This is a genomic window from Tritonibacter scottomollicae (assembly GCF_032924845.1).
Lineage (GTDB): Bacteria > Pseudomonadota > Alphaproteobacteria > Rhodobacterales > Rhodobacteraceae > Epibacterium > Epibacterium scottomollicae.
Genome location: NZ_CP136704.1, coordinates 2,938,460 through 2,954,557, shown reverse-complemented (window position 1 = coordinate 2,954,557; position 16,098 = coordinate 2,938,460). Strand labels below are relative to the sequence as shown.

Below are 16,098 nucleotides of genomic sequence, written 5' to 3'. Positions count from 1 at the left end.
CATGAGCCGTGCTGGAAAAATTGCCCGCCGTACATTCCTGATTGGGTCCGCCGCCATTGCCGGGGGCGTGGCCTTTGGCGTTTATATGGCGAAAAAGCCGATCCCCAATCCACTGCTTGATGATCTGAAGGACGGTGAGGCGGCGATCACGCCATTTGTGAAGATCGACGCAGAAGGCATCACCCTGATTACGCCGCGCGCGGACAAGGGGCAGGGGGCCTATTCCATCCAAGCCTATCTGATCGCCGAGGAGTTGGACATCGACCCGGCCACCGCGATGATTACGCCGGGGATGCCGGGGCAGGCCTATTACAACGCCTCTGTACTGAGCGAGGGCGTGCCGTTTCCGGCCTATCAGGATGGGTTTGTGGCCGAGACCCTGCGCGATTTCATGTCGGTCCCGGCCAAGCTGTTCTCCATCCAGATGACCGGCGGGTCGTCCACTGTGCCGGATGGGTTTGACCGGATGCGCCTAGCGGGGGCGACGGCCCGCGAAACCCTGAAAGAGGCGGCGGCCCGTCGGGTTGGCGTGGCGCGTGGGGATCTGCGGACCGAGAATGGCGCGGTGATCCTGCCGGATGGCACTTCCATCGCCTATACGGATTTGGCGGCAGAGGCGGTAGAGATTGACCCGGTCACGGATGTGACCCTGCGCCCTGCCTCTGCGTGGCGCTATCTGGGCAAGCCCGATCTGCCGCGTCTGGATATGCTGCGCAAATGCACCGGCACTGAGGTCTACGGCATCGACATGGAATTTCAGGACATGTTGCATGCCACCGTGCGTGCCAACCCTGCCGTTGGCACCGCGGGCGCGCGTTTTGATGCCTCGGCGGCTGAGGCGATGCGCGGGGTGGAGAAAATCCTGCCGGTAAGCAACGGTGTCGGTGTGATTGCCAACAACACCTGGCGTACGTTTCAGGCGGCAGAGGCGCTACAGATCGAGTGGAGCGCGCCGGACTATCCCGGCACTTCGGACGGGATATTTGCCGCGCTTGAACAGGCACTGGGCGATCCCGACAGCTATGACCACCGCCAGCGCGATGAGGGCGATGTGGACGTCGCGTTGGAGGCGGGCGATGTCATCGAGGCGCGCTATCGCATTCCCTATCTCGCCCATGCGCCGATGGAGCCGATGAACGCGGTGGTTCGGGTGCTGGACGGGCAGGTGGAAATCTGGACCGGAACCCAGATCCCGCTGTTCATCCGCGACCGCGCCGCCACCATTGCGGGCGTCGCGCCGGAGGCCGTGAAAGTCTATGTGCTGCCCATGGGGGGCAGCTTTGGTCATCGGCTGGAGATGACCCATGTGGAGCAGGCGGTGGAGCTGGCACTGGCGGTGCCGGGGCGGCATCTGAAACTCACGTGGAGCCGTGAAGAAGACATGAGCCACGACTACCCGCGCCCGGCCTCGGTTGCCGCAGGGCGCGGTAAGGTCGCAGATGGCAAGGTGGTGGCCTTTGATCTTTCGGTCAGTCAATCGGCCATGGCGCCGGAGTGGTTTGGCCGTCTGAGCGGGATGAGTCTGCCGGGCCCCGATGCGACCATCACCACCGGGTCGTGGGATCAGCCGTTTGATATTCCCGACTACCGTGTCACCGGCTATCGCGCGCCAAGCATGGTGCCGGTGTCGTCCTGGCGTTCGGTCGGCGCGTCAGGCAACGGGTTTTATCACGATTGCTTCCTTGATGAGCTGATCCATGCCGCCGGGGCTGATCCGCTGGCTGAGCGCATCCGCCTGTGTCTGCATGAGCCTGCGCGCAAGGTGCTGGAGGCCGTGGGCGAGATGTCGGGCTGGGATGGTCCCTCAATCGCTGAGGGGCGCGGACGTGGCGTTGGATTCTGCATGTCCTTTGGGGTGCCCTGCGCACAAGTCATCGAGGTCACGCAGACGGAGGCGGGCATTCGCATCGATCAGGTCTATGTAGCGGTGGATGTGGGCGAGGTGCTTGATCCCACAAACCTGGAGGCGCAGGTCTTTGGCGGGGTGATCTTTGGGCTGGGGCACGCGATGAACTGCGCGCTGACCTATGAGGGTCATGCCCCGCTTGAGACCAATTATCACGCCTATGAGGGGATGCGGCTCTATCAGGCCCCTCAGATTGAGGTGCGCGCGCTGAGCAACGGCAGCCGTATCCGGGGGGTGGGCGAGCCGGGTGTGCCGCCTGCGGCCCCGGCGCTGGCCAATGCGATCTTTGCCGCCACCGGGCAACGCATCCGCGAATTGCCGCTGAGCAAACATATCGATTTCGTCTGAGGAGGGCCGAGACATGCAAAAGAGCGTTGTCATCCTTGCCGCGGTTTCTATCGCGGGCGCAGCCCTTGCCGAAGGTGCGCTGACCCTGCCGGAAGAGGGCAGCATCAGTCGCGCAGACGGGAAGGCGGCGTTTGAACGCATCTATGAGGTGGTGACCCATCCCAGATGCGCCAATTGCCACGTGGGCGAGGACAATATCCCGATGTGGTCCGGGCCAAGCTACGGTGAGGCGCGCCCGCATGGGATGCATATCAACGCCGGTGAAAGCCGTATCGGAGCGGAGTTCCTGCCCTGTCAGACCTGCCATGTGACCTCGGATGATTTTGACACCGCACCACACGCCGCGCCGCGCTTTGGTATTGCGTGGCAGCTGGCACCGGTGGAGTTCGAATGGTTCGGCAAATCGCGCGCCGAGATCTGTGCGCAGCTCAAGGACCCTGAGCGCAACGGCGGACGTGACTGGCGCGGCTTGGTGGAGCATCTGGAACATGACGCCAGCCTCAACGGGCCGGTGGCCTGGGGCTGGTCGCCCGGTGGAGACCGAGACCCCGCGCCCCGCACGCTGGAAGAGCATGTCGAGGATATGGCGCTTTGGGGCGCAGCAGGTCAGCCCTGCCCAACAGACTGACGCCACGTGCACCCAGTAGATACCTCTGAAATGTCTGACGCGAATCTCTCCCGGCGGCGCTGCGACAGCGAGCGCTTTCTCCGATCTGCCAAGTCATTTCTGCCTCAGGTGCCACTCAGTGGCGCGCGAATTGCAGGGCATGGGCTGCGTGGCTTTCGCTTGTCAAACTTGCCCTGTCGGTCGGGGATATCGCGGGCGCGGATGACCCGACGACAGGGCGAAGGCGTGCCTTTCCGCCTTGACGGCTCCCAGATCGGCATTGAGAGAATATATTTTATCCAATCCGCCTGCACAGGCTTGTCAAAGCTCAGGTGTTCGCCAAAACTGCGCCGCATGGGTCTGATGGTTTGCGAGCTGTTCAGATCGAAAAGCAAATGAAAAAAAGACTAGGGGAGGTCTTATGAAGACCACAACAGTACTGACACTCACATCGCTTCTCTTGGCGACGGCAGCGCCGCTGAGCGCCGAAACCCTGCGCTGGGCGCGCTCCGGCGATGCGCTGACGCTTGACCCGCACGCCCAGAACGAAGGCCCGACGCACACCATTCGCCACCAGATGTACGAACCGCTGATCATCCGCGACGTGACCGGCGCGTTTGAACCGGCGCTGGCGACCGAATGGGCGCCCAAGGAAGGCGATCCAAACGTTTGGGTGTTCAAGCTGCGCGAAGGCGTCACCTTCCATGACGGCGCTGATTTCACCGCCGAGGATGTGGTGTTCTCCTTCAATCGCGCCAAGCAGGAAAACTCCGACATGAAGGAGCTGATCGGCTCCATCACCGAAGTGCGCGCGGTCGATGATTTGACCGTTGAGATCGTCACCGATGGTCCGAACCCGATCCTGCCGTCCAACCTCACCAACCTGTTCATCATGGACAAGGGCTGGACCGAGGCCAACAACACCGTGAACGTGCAGGACTTTGAGGGCGGCGAGATCACCTATGCCACCACCAACGCCAACGGCACCGGCCCCTATGTGCTGGAAAGCCGCGAGCCGGACGTCAAAACGGTGATGACGCTGAACGAAGACTACTGGGGCATTGGCCAGTTCCCGCTGGAAGTGACCGAGATCGTCTATACTCCGATTCAGAACGCCGCGACCCGCGTTGCCGCAATGCTGTCCGGCGAAGTTGATTTCCTGCAGGACATGCCGGTTCAGGATCTGGACCGCGTCAGCAACGCCGATGGCCTGATGGTGCGTCAAGCGCCGCAGAACCGGGTGATCTTCTTCGGTCTCAACATGGGCGCCGATGACATCGAGGCCGACAATGTCGACGGTAAGAACCCGCTGGCGGACGTGCGCGTGCGCAAGGCGATGTCGATGGCAATCAACCGCGATGCGATCCAGAAGGTCGTGATGCGGGGTCAGTCCCAGCCTGCGGGCATGATTGCACCGCCCTTCGTGAACGGCTGGACCGAAGAGATGGACGCGGAATCCACCACCGACATCGAAGGCGCCAAGGCGCTGATGGCGGAAGCGGGCTACGCTGATGGCTTCTCGATCCGTCTGGACTGCCCCAATGATCGCTATGTCAACGACGAGCCGATCTGCCAGGCCGCCGTGGGCATGCTGGGTCAGATCGGCATCACGGTGAACCTCGATGCCAAGCCCAAGGCGCAGCACTTCCCGCTGATCACCGACGGCAAGACCGACTTCTATATGCTCGGTTGGGGTGTGCCGACCTATGACTCCGAGTATGTCTTCAACTTCCTCGTGCATGGTCGTGAAGGCGACATCGGCACCTGGAATGGCACCGGCTACGACAATGACGAGCTGGACGCGAAGATCAAATCGCTGGCTTCCAACACCGATCTGGACGCGCGCAACCAGGACATCGCCGATATCTGGCGGGTGGTTCAGGATGAGCAGCTCTACATCCCGATCCACCACCAGGTGCTGAACTGGGGTATGTCCGAGAAGGTCGATATCGCGGTCGATCCCGAAGATCAGCCGAAGGTCAAATACTTCAAGATGAACTGATCTTCATCGCAGGGCGCCGGAATGTGGCGCGCTGCTGACTTGCCAAGGTCGCCGGGGCGCAGCACGCACTCCGGCGACACGCGCATTGACGGGAAAGGATCCACGATGTTCCGCTTTTTCACCGCGGCTGCCTGTGCGGCGGCTCTTGTTCCTGCCGCCCTCGTGCCCGCCGCTCAGGCCGAGGAATTCTCTTGGGCGGTGACCACCGACCCACAGACAATGGACCCGCATGCGGTCAATTCCACGCCAGTTCTGGGCTTTCTAAACAATGTCTACGAAGGCCTCGTGCGGCGCGGCAAGGATATGAGTATCGAACCTGCGCTGGCCACCAGCTGGGAGCCGGTCGGCACGGGCGACGGCTGGCGGTTTCACCTGCGCGAAGGTGTGACATTCCAGGATGGCAGCGCATTCACTGCTGAGGATGTGATCTTCTCCTATCAGCGCGCATCAAGCCCCGAGGCGGATACCGCCAGTTGGTTCGCGCCTGTTTCGGAAATGTTGCAGGTGGACGACTACACCGTTGATGTCCTGACCCATTCGCCTAACCCGATCTTTCCCGACAGTATCGCCAACTGGATGATCATGGACAGCGGCTGGGCCGAGACCAATGCCGCCGCCCGCCCCGACAAGGAGAGCGGCAACCACGCCACGCTTCACACCAATGGCACCGGAGCGTTTCGCATGACCACGCGTGAACCCGGCCTGCGCACGGTGCTGGAACCGTTCGAGGGCTGGTGGGGCGAGGCAGAGCATAACATTACCCGCGCCGAGATGACGCCGATCCAGAACCCGGCCACCGCGCTGGCGGCGCTGTTGTCCGGCGATGTGGATATGATCAACCCTGTGCCCATTCAGGACGTTCAGCGCCTGCAGGGCAACCCGGATGTGAAGGTGGTGCAGGGCATCGAGGCGCGGGTGATCATGCTGGGGTTCCCACATGAGGCCGACGCGCTGAAGTTCTCGGCCGAGACCGAAGGCAACCCTTTCGCGGATGTCCGCGTGCGCAAGGCCGTGGCCCATGCCATCAACGTGCCGGCAATCCTGCGCACCATCATGCGTGGCAATGCCGAACCGGTGAACCAACTGGTGAGTGGCGCCATGCGGGGCTATTCCGACGCACTGGAGGATGCGCCCGCATATGATCCTGAGGCCGCCAAGGCTCTGCTGTCCGAGGCAGGATACCCCGATGGCTTTTCTTTCGGTTTCAAATGTCCCAACAACCGTTACCTCAATGACGAGGCCGTCTGTCAGGCCGTTACCGCAATGCTGGCGCAGGTGGGGCTGACCGCGACGCTGGATGCGATGCCGGTGCAGAACTACTGGCCGGAGCTGCGGGCCGATAATTACGACATGTATCTTCTTGGCTGGTCGCCGGGCACCTTTGATGCGGAACATCCGATCCGCTTCCTCGCCGCCACTCCGAATGAGGAGAAGAAGCTGGGGTCGTGGAACTTTGGCGGCTATTCCAACGCGCGCGTCGATGAGCTGCTCCCGCAGATCCAGTCCGAAATTGACGAGCCGACCCGTCAGGGCATGCTCGATGAGGTCGCACAGACCTTGCAGGACGAGGCCGCTTATGTGCCGCTCTATGTACAACCGCTGGTCTGGGGCACCGGCAGCAACGTCACCCTGACCCAAAGGCCGGATAACTTCTTTATCCTGCGCTGGGTCTCCGTTAACTAACGCCGCTCAATCAGGCAGACGGGGGCCGCGGCCCCCATCATCCACCCACAGGAGAGCACAGATATGCTCGCTTACATCATCCGGCGCGTGGCCCAATCCGCGCTGGTCCTTCTTATCGTCGGGCTTGTGGCCTTTGCGATGTTCCGCTTTGTCGGGGATCCGATCGACAACATGCTGGGGCAGGAGCGCACGGCAGATGATATCGAACGGCTGCGCGAGCAGCTGGGCCTCGATCAGCCTTTCGTGGTGCAATACTACCGCTTCCTAGAGAACGCAGTTCAGGGCAATTTTGGCGTCAGCTACCGTCAAGGTCGCCCGGTGATCGACATCCTGATGGAACGCGCGCCAGCAACGCTGGAACTTGCGGCGGTCTCAGGCATTCTCGCGGTATTGTTCGGCATCGCGCTGGGGGTCTTCACCGCGATCCGACGAAAGGGCATCGCGGCAAATATCATCATGTCGGTGTCGCTGATCGGGGTCTCGCTGCCGACCTTCCTGATCGGCATTCTGCTGATCTACCTGTTCTCGGTCGAGTTGGGCTGGCTGCCCAGTTTCGGACGGGGCGAAGTGGTGGATCTCGGCGCATGGACCACCGGGTTCCTGACCGCAAGCGGGCTCAAGGCGCTGATCCTGCCTTCGATCACGCTGGGGCTTTATCAGATGACGCTGATCATGCGGCTGGTGCGCTCCGAGATGCTGGAAGTGCTGCGGCAGGATTACATCCGCTTTGCCCGCGCGCGGGGCCTGCGCAACCGGGCGGTCCATTTTCGTCACGCACTGAAGAACACCATGGTGCCGGTGATCACCGTGATCGGCCTGCAGGTCGGCGCGATCATCGCATTCGCCATCATCACCGAGACGGTGTTCCAGTGGCCCGGTGTTGGCCTGCTGTTCATCAACGCGATCCAGTTCGTCGATATCCCTGTCATGGCGGCCTATCTGATGCTGATCTCCGTCATGTTCGTGGGCATCAACCTGATCGTCGATATCCTCTATTTCTTCATCGATCCGCGACTGCGCGTTGATCGCAAGGGAGGCCACTAATGTCCGAGACAACCATCCCGCCGCAAAAGTCGCGTCTGCGCACCGCGCTCGACAGCGATCTGTTCTATACCTTCACCCATTCTCCCGTGGCGGTGGTCTCCACCGTGGTGGTGCTGGTCATGGTGCTGGCATCGCTTTTCGCGCCGCTGATCGCGCCGACCAACCCGTTTGATCCGGCCTCCTTGAACCTGATGAACGGGTTCACGCCGCCGCTGGCCCCCAATGACTTCACCGGCGAGACCTTCTTGCTGGGCACCGATGATCAGGGACGGGACGTGTTCTCCACCATCCTCTACGGCATGCGGATCTCGCTGTTCGTGGGCGTGGCGGCTGTCCTGTTCGCCATGGTGCTTGGCATCACGCTGGGCCTGCTGTCCGGCTACCTCGGGGGCTGGGTCGAGACGATCATCATGCGGGTCGCGGACGTGCAGCTGACCTTTCCGTCGATCCTGGTGGCAATGCTGATCTTTGGCGTCGCCAAGGGCATCACCCCGGTAGAGTACCGCGATCAGATGGCAATCTGGGTGCTGATCCTTGCGATCGGCCTGTCGGACTGGGTGCAGTTTGCCCGCGTGGTACGCGGCGCGACCCTTGTCGAGAAGAACAAGGAATACGTCGAGGCAGCACGCCTGATCGGACGACGCTCGGGTGCGATCATGCTGCGGCATATCCTGCCCAACGTGCTGTCGCCTGTCTTGGTCATCGCGACGATCTCGCTGGCGCTGGCGATCATTGCCGAGGCGACACTGTCGTTCCTCGGGGTGGGCGCACCACCGACCCAGCCGTCTCTTGGTACGCTCATTCGCATCGGGCAGGGGTTCCTGTTCTCCGGCGAGTGGTGGATCCTTCTTTTCCCCGCGATCACGCTTCTGGCGCTGGCGCTCAGCGTCAACCTGCTGGGCGACTGGCTGCGTGACGCCCTGAATCCGAGGCTTCGCTAATGGCCGAACCAGTTCTGTCCATCCGCAATCTGTCTGTGGAAATCCCAACCCGCCACGGCATCCTGAAACCGGTCGATGGGGTCACCTATGACATCGCCGCAGGCGAGATCCTCGGCATCGTCGGCGAAAGTGGTGCCGGCAAGTCGATGGCGGGCAATGCCGTCATCGGCCTGCTCAGCCCGCCAGCGCATGTGTCGGCCGGTGAAATCTGGCTCAACGGCAAACGCATCGACAACCTGAAGGGCGACGCCATGCGGCGTCTGCGCGGCAAGGAAATCGGCATGGTCTTTCAGGACCCGCTGACCTCGCTCAATCCGCTTTTGCGGATTGGCGACCAGCTGGTGGAGACCATGCTGACCCACCTGCCGATCAACAAGTCCGAGGCCGAGAAGCGCGCCGTGGCCGCCCTCGAAGAAGTCGGCATTCCCGGCGCCGCCAAACGTGTGAACAGCTACCCGCATGAGTTCTCGGGCGGTATGCGTCAACGGGTTGTCATCGCGCTGGCGCTTTGTGCAGAGCCGTCGCTGGTGATCGCCGATGAGCCGACAACCGCGCTTGATGTGTCCGTACAGGCGCAGATCATCGCGCTGCTCAAACGGCTCTGCCGCGAGCGTGGCACCGCTGTGATGCTGATCACCCACGACATGGGCGTGATTGCCGAGGCCGCCGACCGTGTGGCGGTCATGTATGCCGGGCGGCTGGCCGAGCTTGGCCCGGTGCGCGATGTGATCACCGCGCCGGAGCACCCTTATACCCATGGGTTGATGGCCTCGACGCCGCTGGCGTCGCGCGGGAAGTCTCGCCTGCACCAGATCCCCGGCGCCATGCCGCGTCTCGATGCGGTGCCCGATGGCTGTGCTTTCAATCCGCGCTGCCCGCGCGTGGCCGACAAATGCCGCCAGGCCCCCGCCCCCACGGTGGACGGCAATGCCGCCGCCTGCTGGTTCCCGCTCCAACATGAGGAGGCCTCCTGATGGCGCTTGTCTCCGTCAAGAACCTGAGCCGTGTTTTCGACGTCTCCAAACCCTGGCTGAATCGGGTAATCGAACGCGAACCCAAGGCCTTTCTGACCGCTGTGTCAGAGGTGGAATTCGAGGTCGAGCCGCAAACCACCTATGCGCTCGTTGGCGAATCCGGGTCTGGCAAATCCACCATTGGCCGGATGCTGGTCGGGTTGCTCAACCCTTCTGAGGGCAATGTGGAGATCGAAGGCGTTGATCTGGCGAACGAGAAAGACGCCGCCAAGGTCGATGCGATCCGCTCTGACATCCAGATGATCTTTCAGGATCCCTACGCCTCGCTCAACCCGCGCTGGCGGGTGCGTGACATCATCGTCGAACCCGTGGCGGCGCGTGGTGGTAAGACCGATGGGCTGGCCGAACGCCTGCTGGAACAGGTGGGTCTCTCGGTAAAGGACGCGGGCAAGTTCCCGCATGAGTTCTCTGGCGGGCAGCGGCAGCGGATCTGTATTGCCCGCGCGCTGGCCTCCGAGCCGCGGCTGATCGTCTGTGACGAGCCCACCTCGGCGCTGGATGTGTCGGTGCAGTCGCAGGTGCTGAACCTGATGAGCGACCTCAAGGACAACTTTGGCCTGACTTATGTGCTGATCACCCACGACCTGACGGTGGTGCAGCATATGGCGGACCGGATCGGGGTGCTCTACCTCGGTCGACTGGTTGAGGAGGGCGCACCGGATGAGCTGTTTGAACGCCCGAAACATCCCTATACGCAGATGCTGCTGGAGGCGGCGCCGCGTATGGATGGGTTTGGCCGCGAGGTGGCTCCGCCCGAGGGTGAAATCCCCGATCCGATCAACCCACCGCCCGGCTGCGCCTTTCACCCGCGCTGCCCGCTGGCGGGTGACATCTGTCGACAAGAACGCCCCGAGATGCGCAGGATCGGGACAACCCGAGTCGCCTGTCACATGGCGGAGGGCTGACACAGACAACAGGAGCGCAGTGCCATGGCAGACCAGACATTCGGTATCATCGGAGGGACGGGCATGCTGGGCAGTGCGATCCTGCGTGCGGTTGTGCAGGCGCAGACGGTCGCGGAGGAGCGGATCTGGGTGGCGTCGCGGTCCGGGCAGCTTGACGGGTTCTCCGATCATCCGGGGCTGAGCATCACCACGGACACGACAGCCCTGATTGCGGCCTCGGACGTGGTGCTGTTGTGCGTGCCACCTGCGGCGATGGGCACACTGTCGCTGGACCTCAGAGACAAACTGGTGATCTCCGTCATGGCGGGGATCACGATCAACCGGATTTCCGAATTGACCGGGGCGACGCGGGTCATTCGCGCCATGAGCAGCCCGGCGGCGGCAGAGCGGCTTGCCTATTCGCCCTGGGTTGCGACAGAGGCCACGTCGGATGCGGATCGCGCCTTTGCCACGGCACTGTTTGAGGCCTGCGGCAGCACGGACCGGATCACGCAGGAGGCGCATCTGGACGTTTTCACCGCGATGACCGGGCCGGTGCCGGGTTTTGTCGCCTATTTTGCCGAAGTGATGGCGGATTATGCCCTGGCCAAGGGCCTGCCGCCCGAGGTCGCCGACAAGGCGGTGCGGCAGTTGTTCCTCGGTTCCGGGCAGATGATGGCGACAGGCGATGCCCGCCCCACCGATCATGTGCAGGAAATGATCGACTACGCAGGCACCACGGCTGCGGGGCTGGAGGTGCTGCGTGGATCAGACATTGGCGCAGAGCTAGAAAAAGGGCTGGACGCCGCCGTCGCCCGCTGCCGTACCATTGGCTAGCCCGACGTATGGCGCGCCATGAACGCTGCGATTTCCGCCTGTGTCGGGGGCTGGCCTGAAAACATCTCCACGTAATGCGGTACGCGGTTCACGCGCGCGACAGGGTCCTCTTCGACCTCCATCGAGAGATAGCCCACCTGCGTGTAGATGACCGTAAGGCTTCTGACGTCGGCCTGTTCCCTGCTGTAGCCAAAGCGCAGGAACATGTCGTGCACGGCGGCGATGCGGGCATTATCCGCCGCATCAAGCCGCCCCGCCAGTGTGGCGTCGTTGCGCGCCCAGTTGCGGATCGCCAGATCGAGGCGGGCATCAAACAGGGTCGGGTTGAGCCAGCAGTCCATCAGGTTGAACAGGGCTGTGTTGATGGTCTTCGCCGGGGCCTCGCAGCGGGCCTGTATCTGGCCAGTATTGCGGGCTTCCCATGTCTCAACCATGGCGTCATGCAGTGCGCCGAGATCCTTGAAATACCAGTAAAACCCCGTGCGCGTTTGATCCACGGCGCGGGCCAGCGGCATGATTTTCACCGCGTCGATCCCACTTGAGACCAAGAGATCAAGCGCGGCATCGAGCCAGAGGTCGCGCGAGCCACGCGGGCGAGGGGAGGTGGGTTTGGACATGAGCGCACTCTAAAACAATTGACACATGTGTCAATCTGGATGCAGGCTGTCTTTACACTTGTGTCAAGTCACCTGAGTCCACGAGGCAGCGCCATGTCACACGATCCGCTTTTGCAGCCCTTTCAGCTGAAGCATCTGACCCTTCGCAACCGTATCATGACCACCAGTCATGAACCGGCCTACCCGGAGGATGGCATGCCCAAGGCGCGCTATCGCGCCTATCATGCGGAGCGCGCAAAGGCCGGAGTAGCACTGGCGATGACGGCGGGGTCTGCAGCGGTTTCCAAGGACAGCCCGCCGGTGTTCAACAACATCCTCGCCTACAAGGACGAGGTGGTGCCGTGGATCACCGACCTGACGGAAGGCTGCCATGAACACGGCTGCGCAGTGATGATCCAGCTGACGCATCTGGGCCGACGCACGGGGTGGAACAAAGGGGATTGGCTGCCGTCGGTGTCCTCGTCACGGCACCGCGAACCGGCGCACCGGGCCTTTCCCAAGCTTGTCGAGGACTGGGACATCGAGCGCATCATTACGGATTTCGCCGATGCCGCCGAACGCATGAAGGCCGGGGGCATGGATGGGATCGAGTTGCAGGCCTATGGCCATCTGATCGATCAGTTCTGGTCACCGCTGACCAATGATCTGAGCGGCCCTTATGGGGCGGATACTTTGGAGAACCGTTTGCGGTTCCCGATGGATGTGCTCTCGGCCATTCGCAAGCGGGTGGGGGACGCGTTCATTGTGGGTATGCGGTTCACAGCGGATGAGGTGCAAAAGGGCGGCATCACCACAGAGGAAGGGCTGGACATCACCCGTATCCTGAGCGCGACGGGGCAGGTGGATTTCCTCAATGTGATCCGGGGGCGCATCCATACCGATCCGGCGATGACCGATGTGATCCCGGTACAAGGTATGAAATCCGCGCCGCATCTGGATTTTACAGGCCGGGTCAAACAGGAAACGGACCTGCCGGTGTTTCACGCAGCGCGCATCCCGGATGTCGCCACCGCGCGCCACGCGGTGCAGGCGGGGCTGTTGGATATGGTGGGGATGACGCGGGCACACATGGCCGACCCGCATGTGGTGAAAAAAATCCGCGAGGGGCGCGAGGACGACATCCGCCCTTGTGTGGGGGCCACCTATTGTCTGGACCGGATCTATCAGGCGGGCGATGCGCTGTGCATCCACAACGCCGCAACCGGACGCGAGCTGACGATGCCGCACGAGATTACACCTGCCGAGGCATCAAAGAAAGTCGTGATCGTGGGTGCAGGCCCTGCGGGTTTGGAGGCTGCGCGGGTGGCCTCTGAGCGCGGTCATAAGGTCGTGGTCTTTGAGGCGCAGCCCGATCCCGGCGGCCAGATCCGTCTGACCGCGCAATCTCCGCGCCGCCGCGAGATGATCTCCATCATCGACTGGCGCATGGCGCAATGTGCGGCGCGGGACGTCCAATTCCACTTTAATACCTGGGCTGAGGAAGAGGATGTGCTGGCGGAAAAACCGGATGTGATTATCATCGCCACCGGAGGCCTGCCCAATCTGGAACTGTTTGAGACAGGACATGAGGCCGCGCATGTGGTCAGCGCTTGGGATCTGATCGCGGGGGACGTGAAACCGGCGGGCCGCGTGCTGATCTACGACGAAAGCGGCGACCACCCCGGATTGCAGGCCGCAGAAGTGGCGGCTGCGGCGGGGGCTCAGGTCGAAGTCATGACCCCTGATCGGACCTTTGCGCCTGACATCATGGCGATGAATCTGGTGCCTTACATGCGTGCGCTGCAGGACAAGGATGTGACGTTCACTGTCACCCGCCGCCTGCTGGATGTGCAGCGTCAGGGCAACGAGTTGCGGGCCACCATCGGCACGGACTACAGCGATCACAGCACGGAGCAGAGCTACGATCAGGTGGTGGTGAACTACGGCACATTGCCCAATGACGATCTGTATCACGCGTTGCGCCCCCACAGCCGCAATGGCGGCGCGGTGGACCAGGACGCGCTGATCGCCGGGGGGCCACAGCAGCTGGAGCGTCACCCGGATGGCAGCTTCCAGCTGTTCCGCATCGGCGACGCAGTTTCTGCCCGCAACACACATGCGGCGATCTATGACGCCCTCCGTTTGGTGAAAGACCTCTGACGGACGCACGAAGGTTGGGTTCCACACATCTGACAGATATGTCGTGAACGCTTTTTAGGCTGCCGTTTCGCCCGCGCGGAGATTTCGCGCGCGGTGTGCGTCGGGGAACCGGAACTCCCAAAGGTCTCGGTCTGACGATTCTATTTGCGCGGATGAAACGGGAAAACCCCTGCGTCGGTATCGTGTCGCCGCTTCATAAAGATGAGTCGGTCAACCAATTGATGTGCCTATTTCTCTGAAAACTAGGCGAAACATTTGCGCCAATTTGTGCCGAATGACTTCGCGATCAGAAGGGCAAGCCGCATCAGAGCTGTCGGCAGCCTGCATCCAGCGGGGCGCTCTGTGAACTCAATGCCGAAGGCGCTCAACAGGCGCGAGGCGATTCTGGTAATTCTAAGAGTGCTTTGTCAGTTTTAATCAACTTGAGGAGGCGTGGCCCCGGCCTTGAAAGGCGTCATGGCGCACACGGAAACCCGACGATTTGCGGCTGCGAAGGCCTCAATTTGACTCGCATTTTATAAATATACACGGACATTTTAGCTCTTCATTAGCATCCTCACGGCAAAAGTTGGCTTGCATCTTATTGAGTTGGTTGTGGTGGCCGAAGCGCCCCGCACGTTCAGAAAGACGAGAGAGAAACCCCATAACGGGGCAAGGGAATATATCGGGGCCAAAGTGCTCCTTGCTCAAAGGAACTCATGCTATGTCCAGCATTTTGACAAACAATGGTGCTATGGTCGCCCTGCAGACGCTGCAGTCTGTGAACATGAACCTCACCGAAACTCAGAACGGAATTTCCACCGGTAAGGAAATCGGTACCGCAAAAGATAACGCTGCGGTTTGGGCGATTTCCAAGACCATGGAATCGGATATCGCCAGCTTCGAAGCGATCGAGGAAGGTCTGGCGATGGGTGATGCGACGGTTGCCGTTGCCTCTGCCGGTGCGGAACAGATCGTTGAGAAGCTGGTCGAGATCAAAGAGCTGATCGTGTCGGCTCAGGCGGAAAACGTCAGCCACGACAAGATCCAGACAGACATTGACTCCAAAGTTGACCAGATCGAGTCGATTATTTCCGCAGCTCAGTTCAACGGTGCAAACCTGCTGGCTGACACCATTGACGGCACCGCAACCGAAATGGGTATTCTGGCATCGCTAGACCGTGTGGGTGCTGGCGGGACCGTGACATCCGTGGATATCACGATTGCTGCGCAAGGCTTTGAGGCCAGCTTGAACCTCGGCACAAGCCTGACAACCATCACCGATACCGCCACTGCGGCGTCCGCGCTGACCGAAATCGAAGACTACCTGCAAACCGCAATTTCCGGTGCGGCTGAGCTGGGGGCGGCATCCGCGCGAATCGCCGATCAGCAGCTTTTCGTCACTGACCTGGTGGATTCGATGACGCTTGGTGTTTCCACGATGACGGACACCAATATGGAGGAAGCCTCGGCCCGACTTTCGGCGCTACAGACCCAGCAGGAACTGGCAGTTCAGTCGCTCGGCATTGCCAACCAGGCGCCGCAGGCCCTGTTGCAGCTGTTCCAGTAACAGCCTGAACCCTACTGAATATCGCAAAACAGGGGCGCAATTTGCGCCCCTGTTGTTCGTTTTGACCGTCGCACTTGAGATCGTGCTCCGACCGTCTCTGGCATAGGTCAGATCAGCCCAGTGGTTTGTAGGCTGTGACGTCAATTTCGATCTTCGCATCGACCATCAGTTGCGAACGGACAGTCGAGCGGGACGGGGCACCATTCGGAAAATAGCTGGCATAGACGCGGTTGAACGTCCAGAAATCGCGCGGATCATCCAGCCAGACGTTGACCTTGGCCACGTCGTCCAAGGTGCAACCTGCCTTTGCCAATACCGCAATTACATTTTCCATGGTGCGTTTGGTCTGTGCCTCGATGCCGCCGGGTTCGATTTCGCCGCTTTCTTTCATGGCAACCTGGCCGGAAATGAACACGAAATCACCTGCGCGGGTTGCTGGGGAAAACGGCAGGTTCTGTCCGCCTGCGCCGGTGCGCTCTGCGCCGATACGTTCGATGGTCATGGGAT

At 61.6% G+C, this 16,098-nt stretch carries 13 protein-coding genes; 11 read left to right on the top strand and 2 right to left on the bottom strand.

The window, feature by feature from the left end:
- The first annotated feature begins 1 nt into the window (after position 1).
- The 9 genes from R1T40_RS14730 to R1T40_RS14690 all read left to right on the top strand — a co-directional run bounded on the left by R1T40_RS14730 (position 2) and on the right by R1T40_RS14690 (position 11,286).
- Positions 2-2,254, top strand: a complete 2,253-nt coding sequence (locus tag R1T40_RS14730; RefSeq protein ID WP_317384655.1) for a xanthine dehydrogenase family protein molybdopterin-binding subunit — start codon at positions 2-4, stop codon at positions 2,252-2,254.
- A gap of 13 nt (positions 2,255-2,267) precedes the next feature.
- Entirely contained in the window at positions 2,268-2,882 is a 615-nt protein-coding gene (locus tag R1T40_RS14725; RefSeq protein WP_317384654.1) for a hypothetical protein, read from the top strand.
- 400 nt (positions 2,883-3,282) lie between these two features.
- Positions 3,283-4,863, top strand: a complete 1,581-nt coding sequence (locus R1T40_RS14720) for an ABC transporter substrate-binding protein (protein ID WP_317384653.1) — start codon at positions 3,283-3,285, stop codon at positions 4,861-4,863.
- Between the two features lie 105 nt (positions 4,864-4,968).
- Positions 4,969-6,546, top strand: a complete 1,578-nt coding sequence (locus R1T40_RS14715) for an ABC transporter substrate-binding protein (protein WP_317384652.1) — start codon at positions 4,969-4,971, stop codon at positions 6,544-6,546.
- 63 nt (positions 6,547-6,609) lie between these two features.
- Positions 6,610-7,590, top strand: a complete 981-nt coding sequence (locus R1T40_RS14710; RefSeq protein WP_106164894.1) for an ABC transporter permease — start codon at positions 6,610-6,612, stop codon at positions 7,588-7,590.
- Positions 7,590-8,531, top strand: coding sequence for an ABC transporter permease (locus R1T40_RS14705; protein WP_317384651.1), 942 nt, complete (start codon positions 7,590-7,592; stop codon positions 8,529-8,531). Before R1T40_RS14710 ends, R1T40_RS14705 begins: the two co-directional genes overlap by 1 nt.
- Complete coding sequence (locus R1T40_RS14700) at positions 8,531-9,505, top strand: ABC transporter ATP-binding protein (protein ID WP_317384650.1); 975 nt, start codon at positions 8,531-8,533, stop codon at positions 9,503-9,505. The genes R1T40_RS14705 and R1T40_RS14700 overlap by 1 nt, the downstream gene beginning before the upstream one ends.
- Entirely contained in the window at positions 9,505-10,470 is a 966-nt protein-coding gene (locus R1T40_RS14695; RefSeq protein ID WP_317384649.1) for an ABC transporter ATP-binding protein, read from the top strand. Before R1T40_RS14700 ends, R1T40_RS14695 begins: the two co-directional genes overlap by 1 nt.
- 24 nt (positions 10,471-10,494) lie before the next feature.
- Positions 10,495-11,286: a pyrroline-5-carboxylate reductase family protein gene (locus R1T40_RS14690; RefSeq protein ID WP_317384648.1), complete on the top strand. Its 792-nt coding sequence runs from the start codon at positions 10,495-10,497 to the stop codon at positions 11,284-11,286.
- On the opposite strand, the gene R1T40_RS14685 is transcribed toward R1T40_RS14690, so the two are convergent.
- Positions 11,283-11,903 (bottom strand): TetR/AcrR family transcriptional regulator, encoded by a 621-nt coding sequence (locus R1T40_RS14685; RefSeq protein WP_317384647.1) that lies wholly within the window; start codon positions 11,901-11,903, stop codon positions 11,283-11,285. The two genes, R1T40_RS14690 and R1T40_RS14685, sit on opposite strands and share 4 nt — an antisense overlap.
- A 93-nt stretch (positions 11,904-11,996) precedes the next feature.
- Between R1T40_RS14685 and R1T40_RS14680 the strand changes: the two genes are divergently transcribed.
- Positions 11,997-14,042: an NADH:flavin oxidoreductase gene (locus tag R1T40_RS14680; protein WP_317384646.1), complete on the top strand. Its 2,046-nt coding sequence runs from the start codon at positions 11,997-11,999 to the stop codon at positions 14,040-14,042.
- Between the two features lie 703 nt (positions 14,043-14,745).
- Positions 14,746-15,591, top strand: a complete 846-nt coding sequence (locus tag R1T40_RS14675) for a flagellin N-terminal helical domain-containing protein (RefSeq protein WP_106164901.1) — start codon at positions 14,746-14,748, stop codon at positions 15,589-15,591.
- Between the two features lie 112 nt (positions 15,592-15,703).
- Here the strand turns inward: R1T40_RS14675 and R1T40_RS14670 are convergent, their stop codons facing one another.
- Positions 15,704-16,093 (bottom strand): RidA family protein, encoded by a 390-nt coding sequence (locus tag R1T40_RS14670; protein WP_106164902.1) that lies wholly within the window; start codon positions 16,091-16,093, stop codon positions 15,704-15,706.
- Positions 16,094-16,098 lie beyond the last annotated feature (5 nt).

What these genes read in the sequence shown, in the direction of transcription:
- R1T40_RS14730 (WP_317384655.1), top strand. Translation starts at nt 2, where the DNA reads ATGAGCCGTGCTGGAAAAATTGCCCGCCGTACATTCCTGATTGGGTCC.
- R1T40_RS14690 (WP_317384648.1), top strand. Translation starts at nt 10,495, where the DNA reads ATGGCAGACCAGACATTCGGTATCATCGGAGGGACGGGCATGCTGGGC.
- R1T40_RS14670 (WP_106164902.1), bottom strand. Translation starts at nt 16,093, where the DNA reads ATGACCATCGAACGTATCGGCGCAGAGCGCACCGGCGCAGGCGGACAG.
- R1T40_RS14715 (WP_317384652.1), top strand. Translation starts at nt 4,969, where the DNA reads ATGTTCCGCTTTTTCACCGCGGCTGCCTGTGCGGCGGCTCTTGTTCCT.
- R1T40_RS14720 (WP_317384653.1), top strand. Translation starts at nt 3,283, where the DNA reads ATGAAGACCACAACAGTACTGACACTCACATCGCTTCTCTTGGCGACG.
- R1T40_RS14675 (WP_106164901.1), top strand. Translation starts at nt 14,746, where the DNA reads ATGTCCAGCATTTTGACAAACAATGGTGCTATGGTCGCCCTGCAGACG.
- R1T40_RS14685 (WP_317384647.1), bottom strand. Translation starts at nt 11,903, where the DNA reads ATGTCCAAACCCACCTCCCCTCGCCCGCGTGGCTCGCGCGACCTCTGG.
- R1T40_RS14695 (WP_317384649.1), top strand. Translation starts at nt 9,505, where the DNA reads ATGGCGCTTGTCTCCGTCAAGAACCTGAGCCGTGTTTTCGACGTCTCC.
- R1T40_RS14700 (WP_317384650.1), top strand. Translation starts at nt 8,531, where the DNA reads ATGGCCGAACCAGTTCTGTCCATCCGCAATCTGTCTGTGGAAATCCCA.
- R1T40_RS14710 (WP_106164894.1), top strand. Translation starts at nt 6,610, where the DNA reads ATGCTCGCTTACATCATCCGGCGCGTGGCCCAATCCGCGCTGGTCCTT.
- R1T40_RS14680 (WP_317384646.1), top strand. Translation starts at nt 11,997, where the DNA reads ATGTCACACGATCCGCTTTTGCAGCCCTTTCAGCTGAAGCATCTGACC.
- R1T40_RS14705 (WP_317384651.1), top strand. Translation starts at nt 7,590, where the DNA reads ATGTCCGAGACAACCATCCCGCCGCAAAAGTCGCGTCTGCGCACCGCG.
- R1T40_RS14725 (WP_317384654.1), top strand. Translation starts at nt 2,268, where the DNA reads ATGCAAAAGAGCGTTGTCATCCTTGCCGCGGTTTCTATCGCGGGCGCA.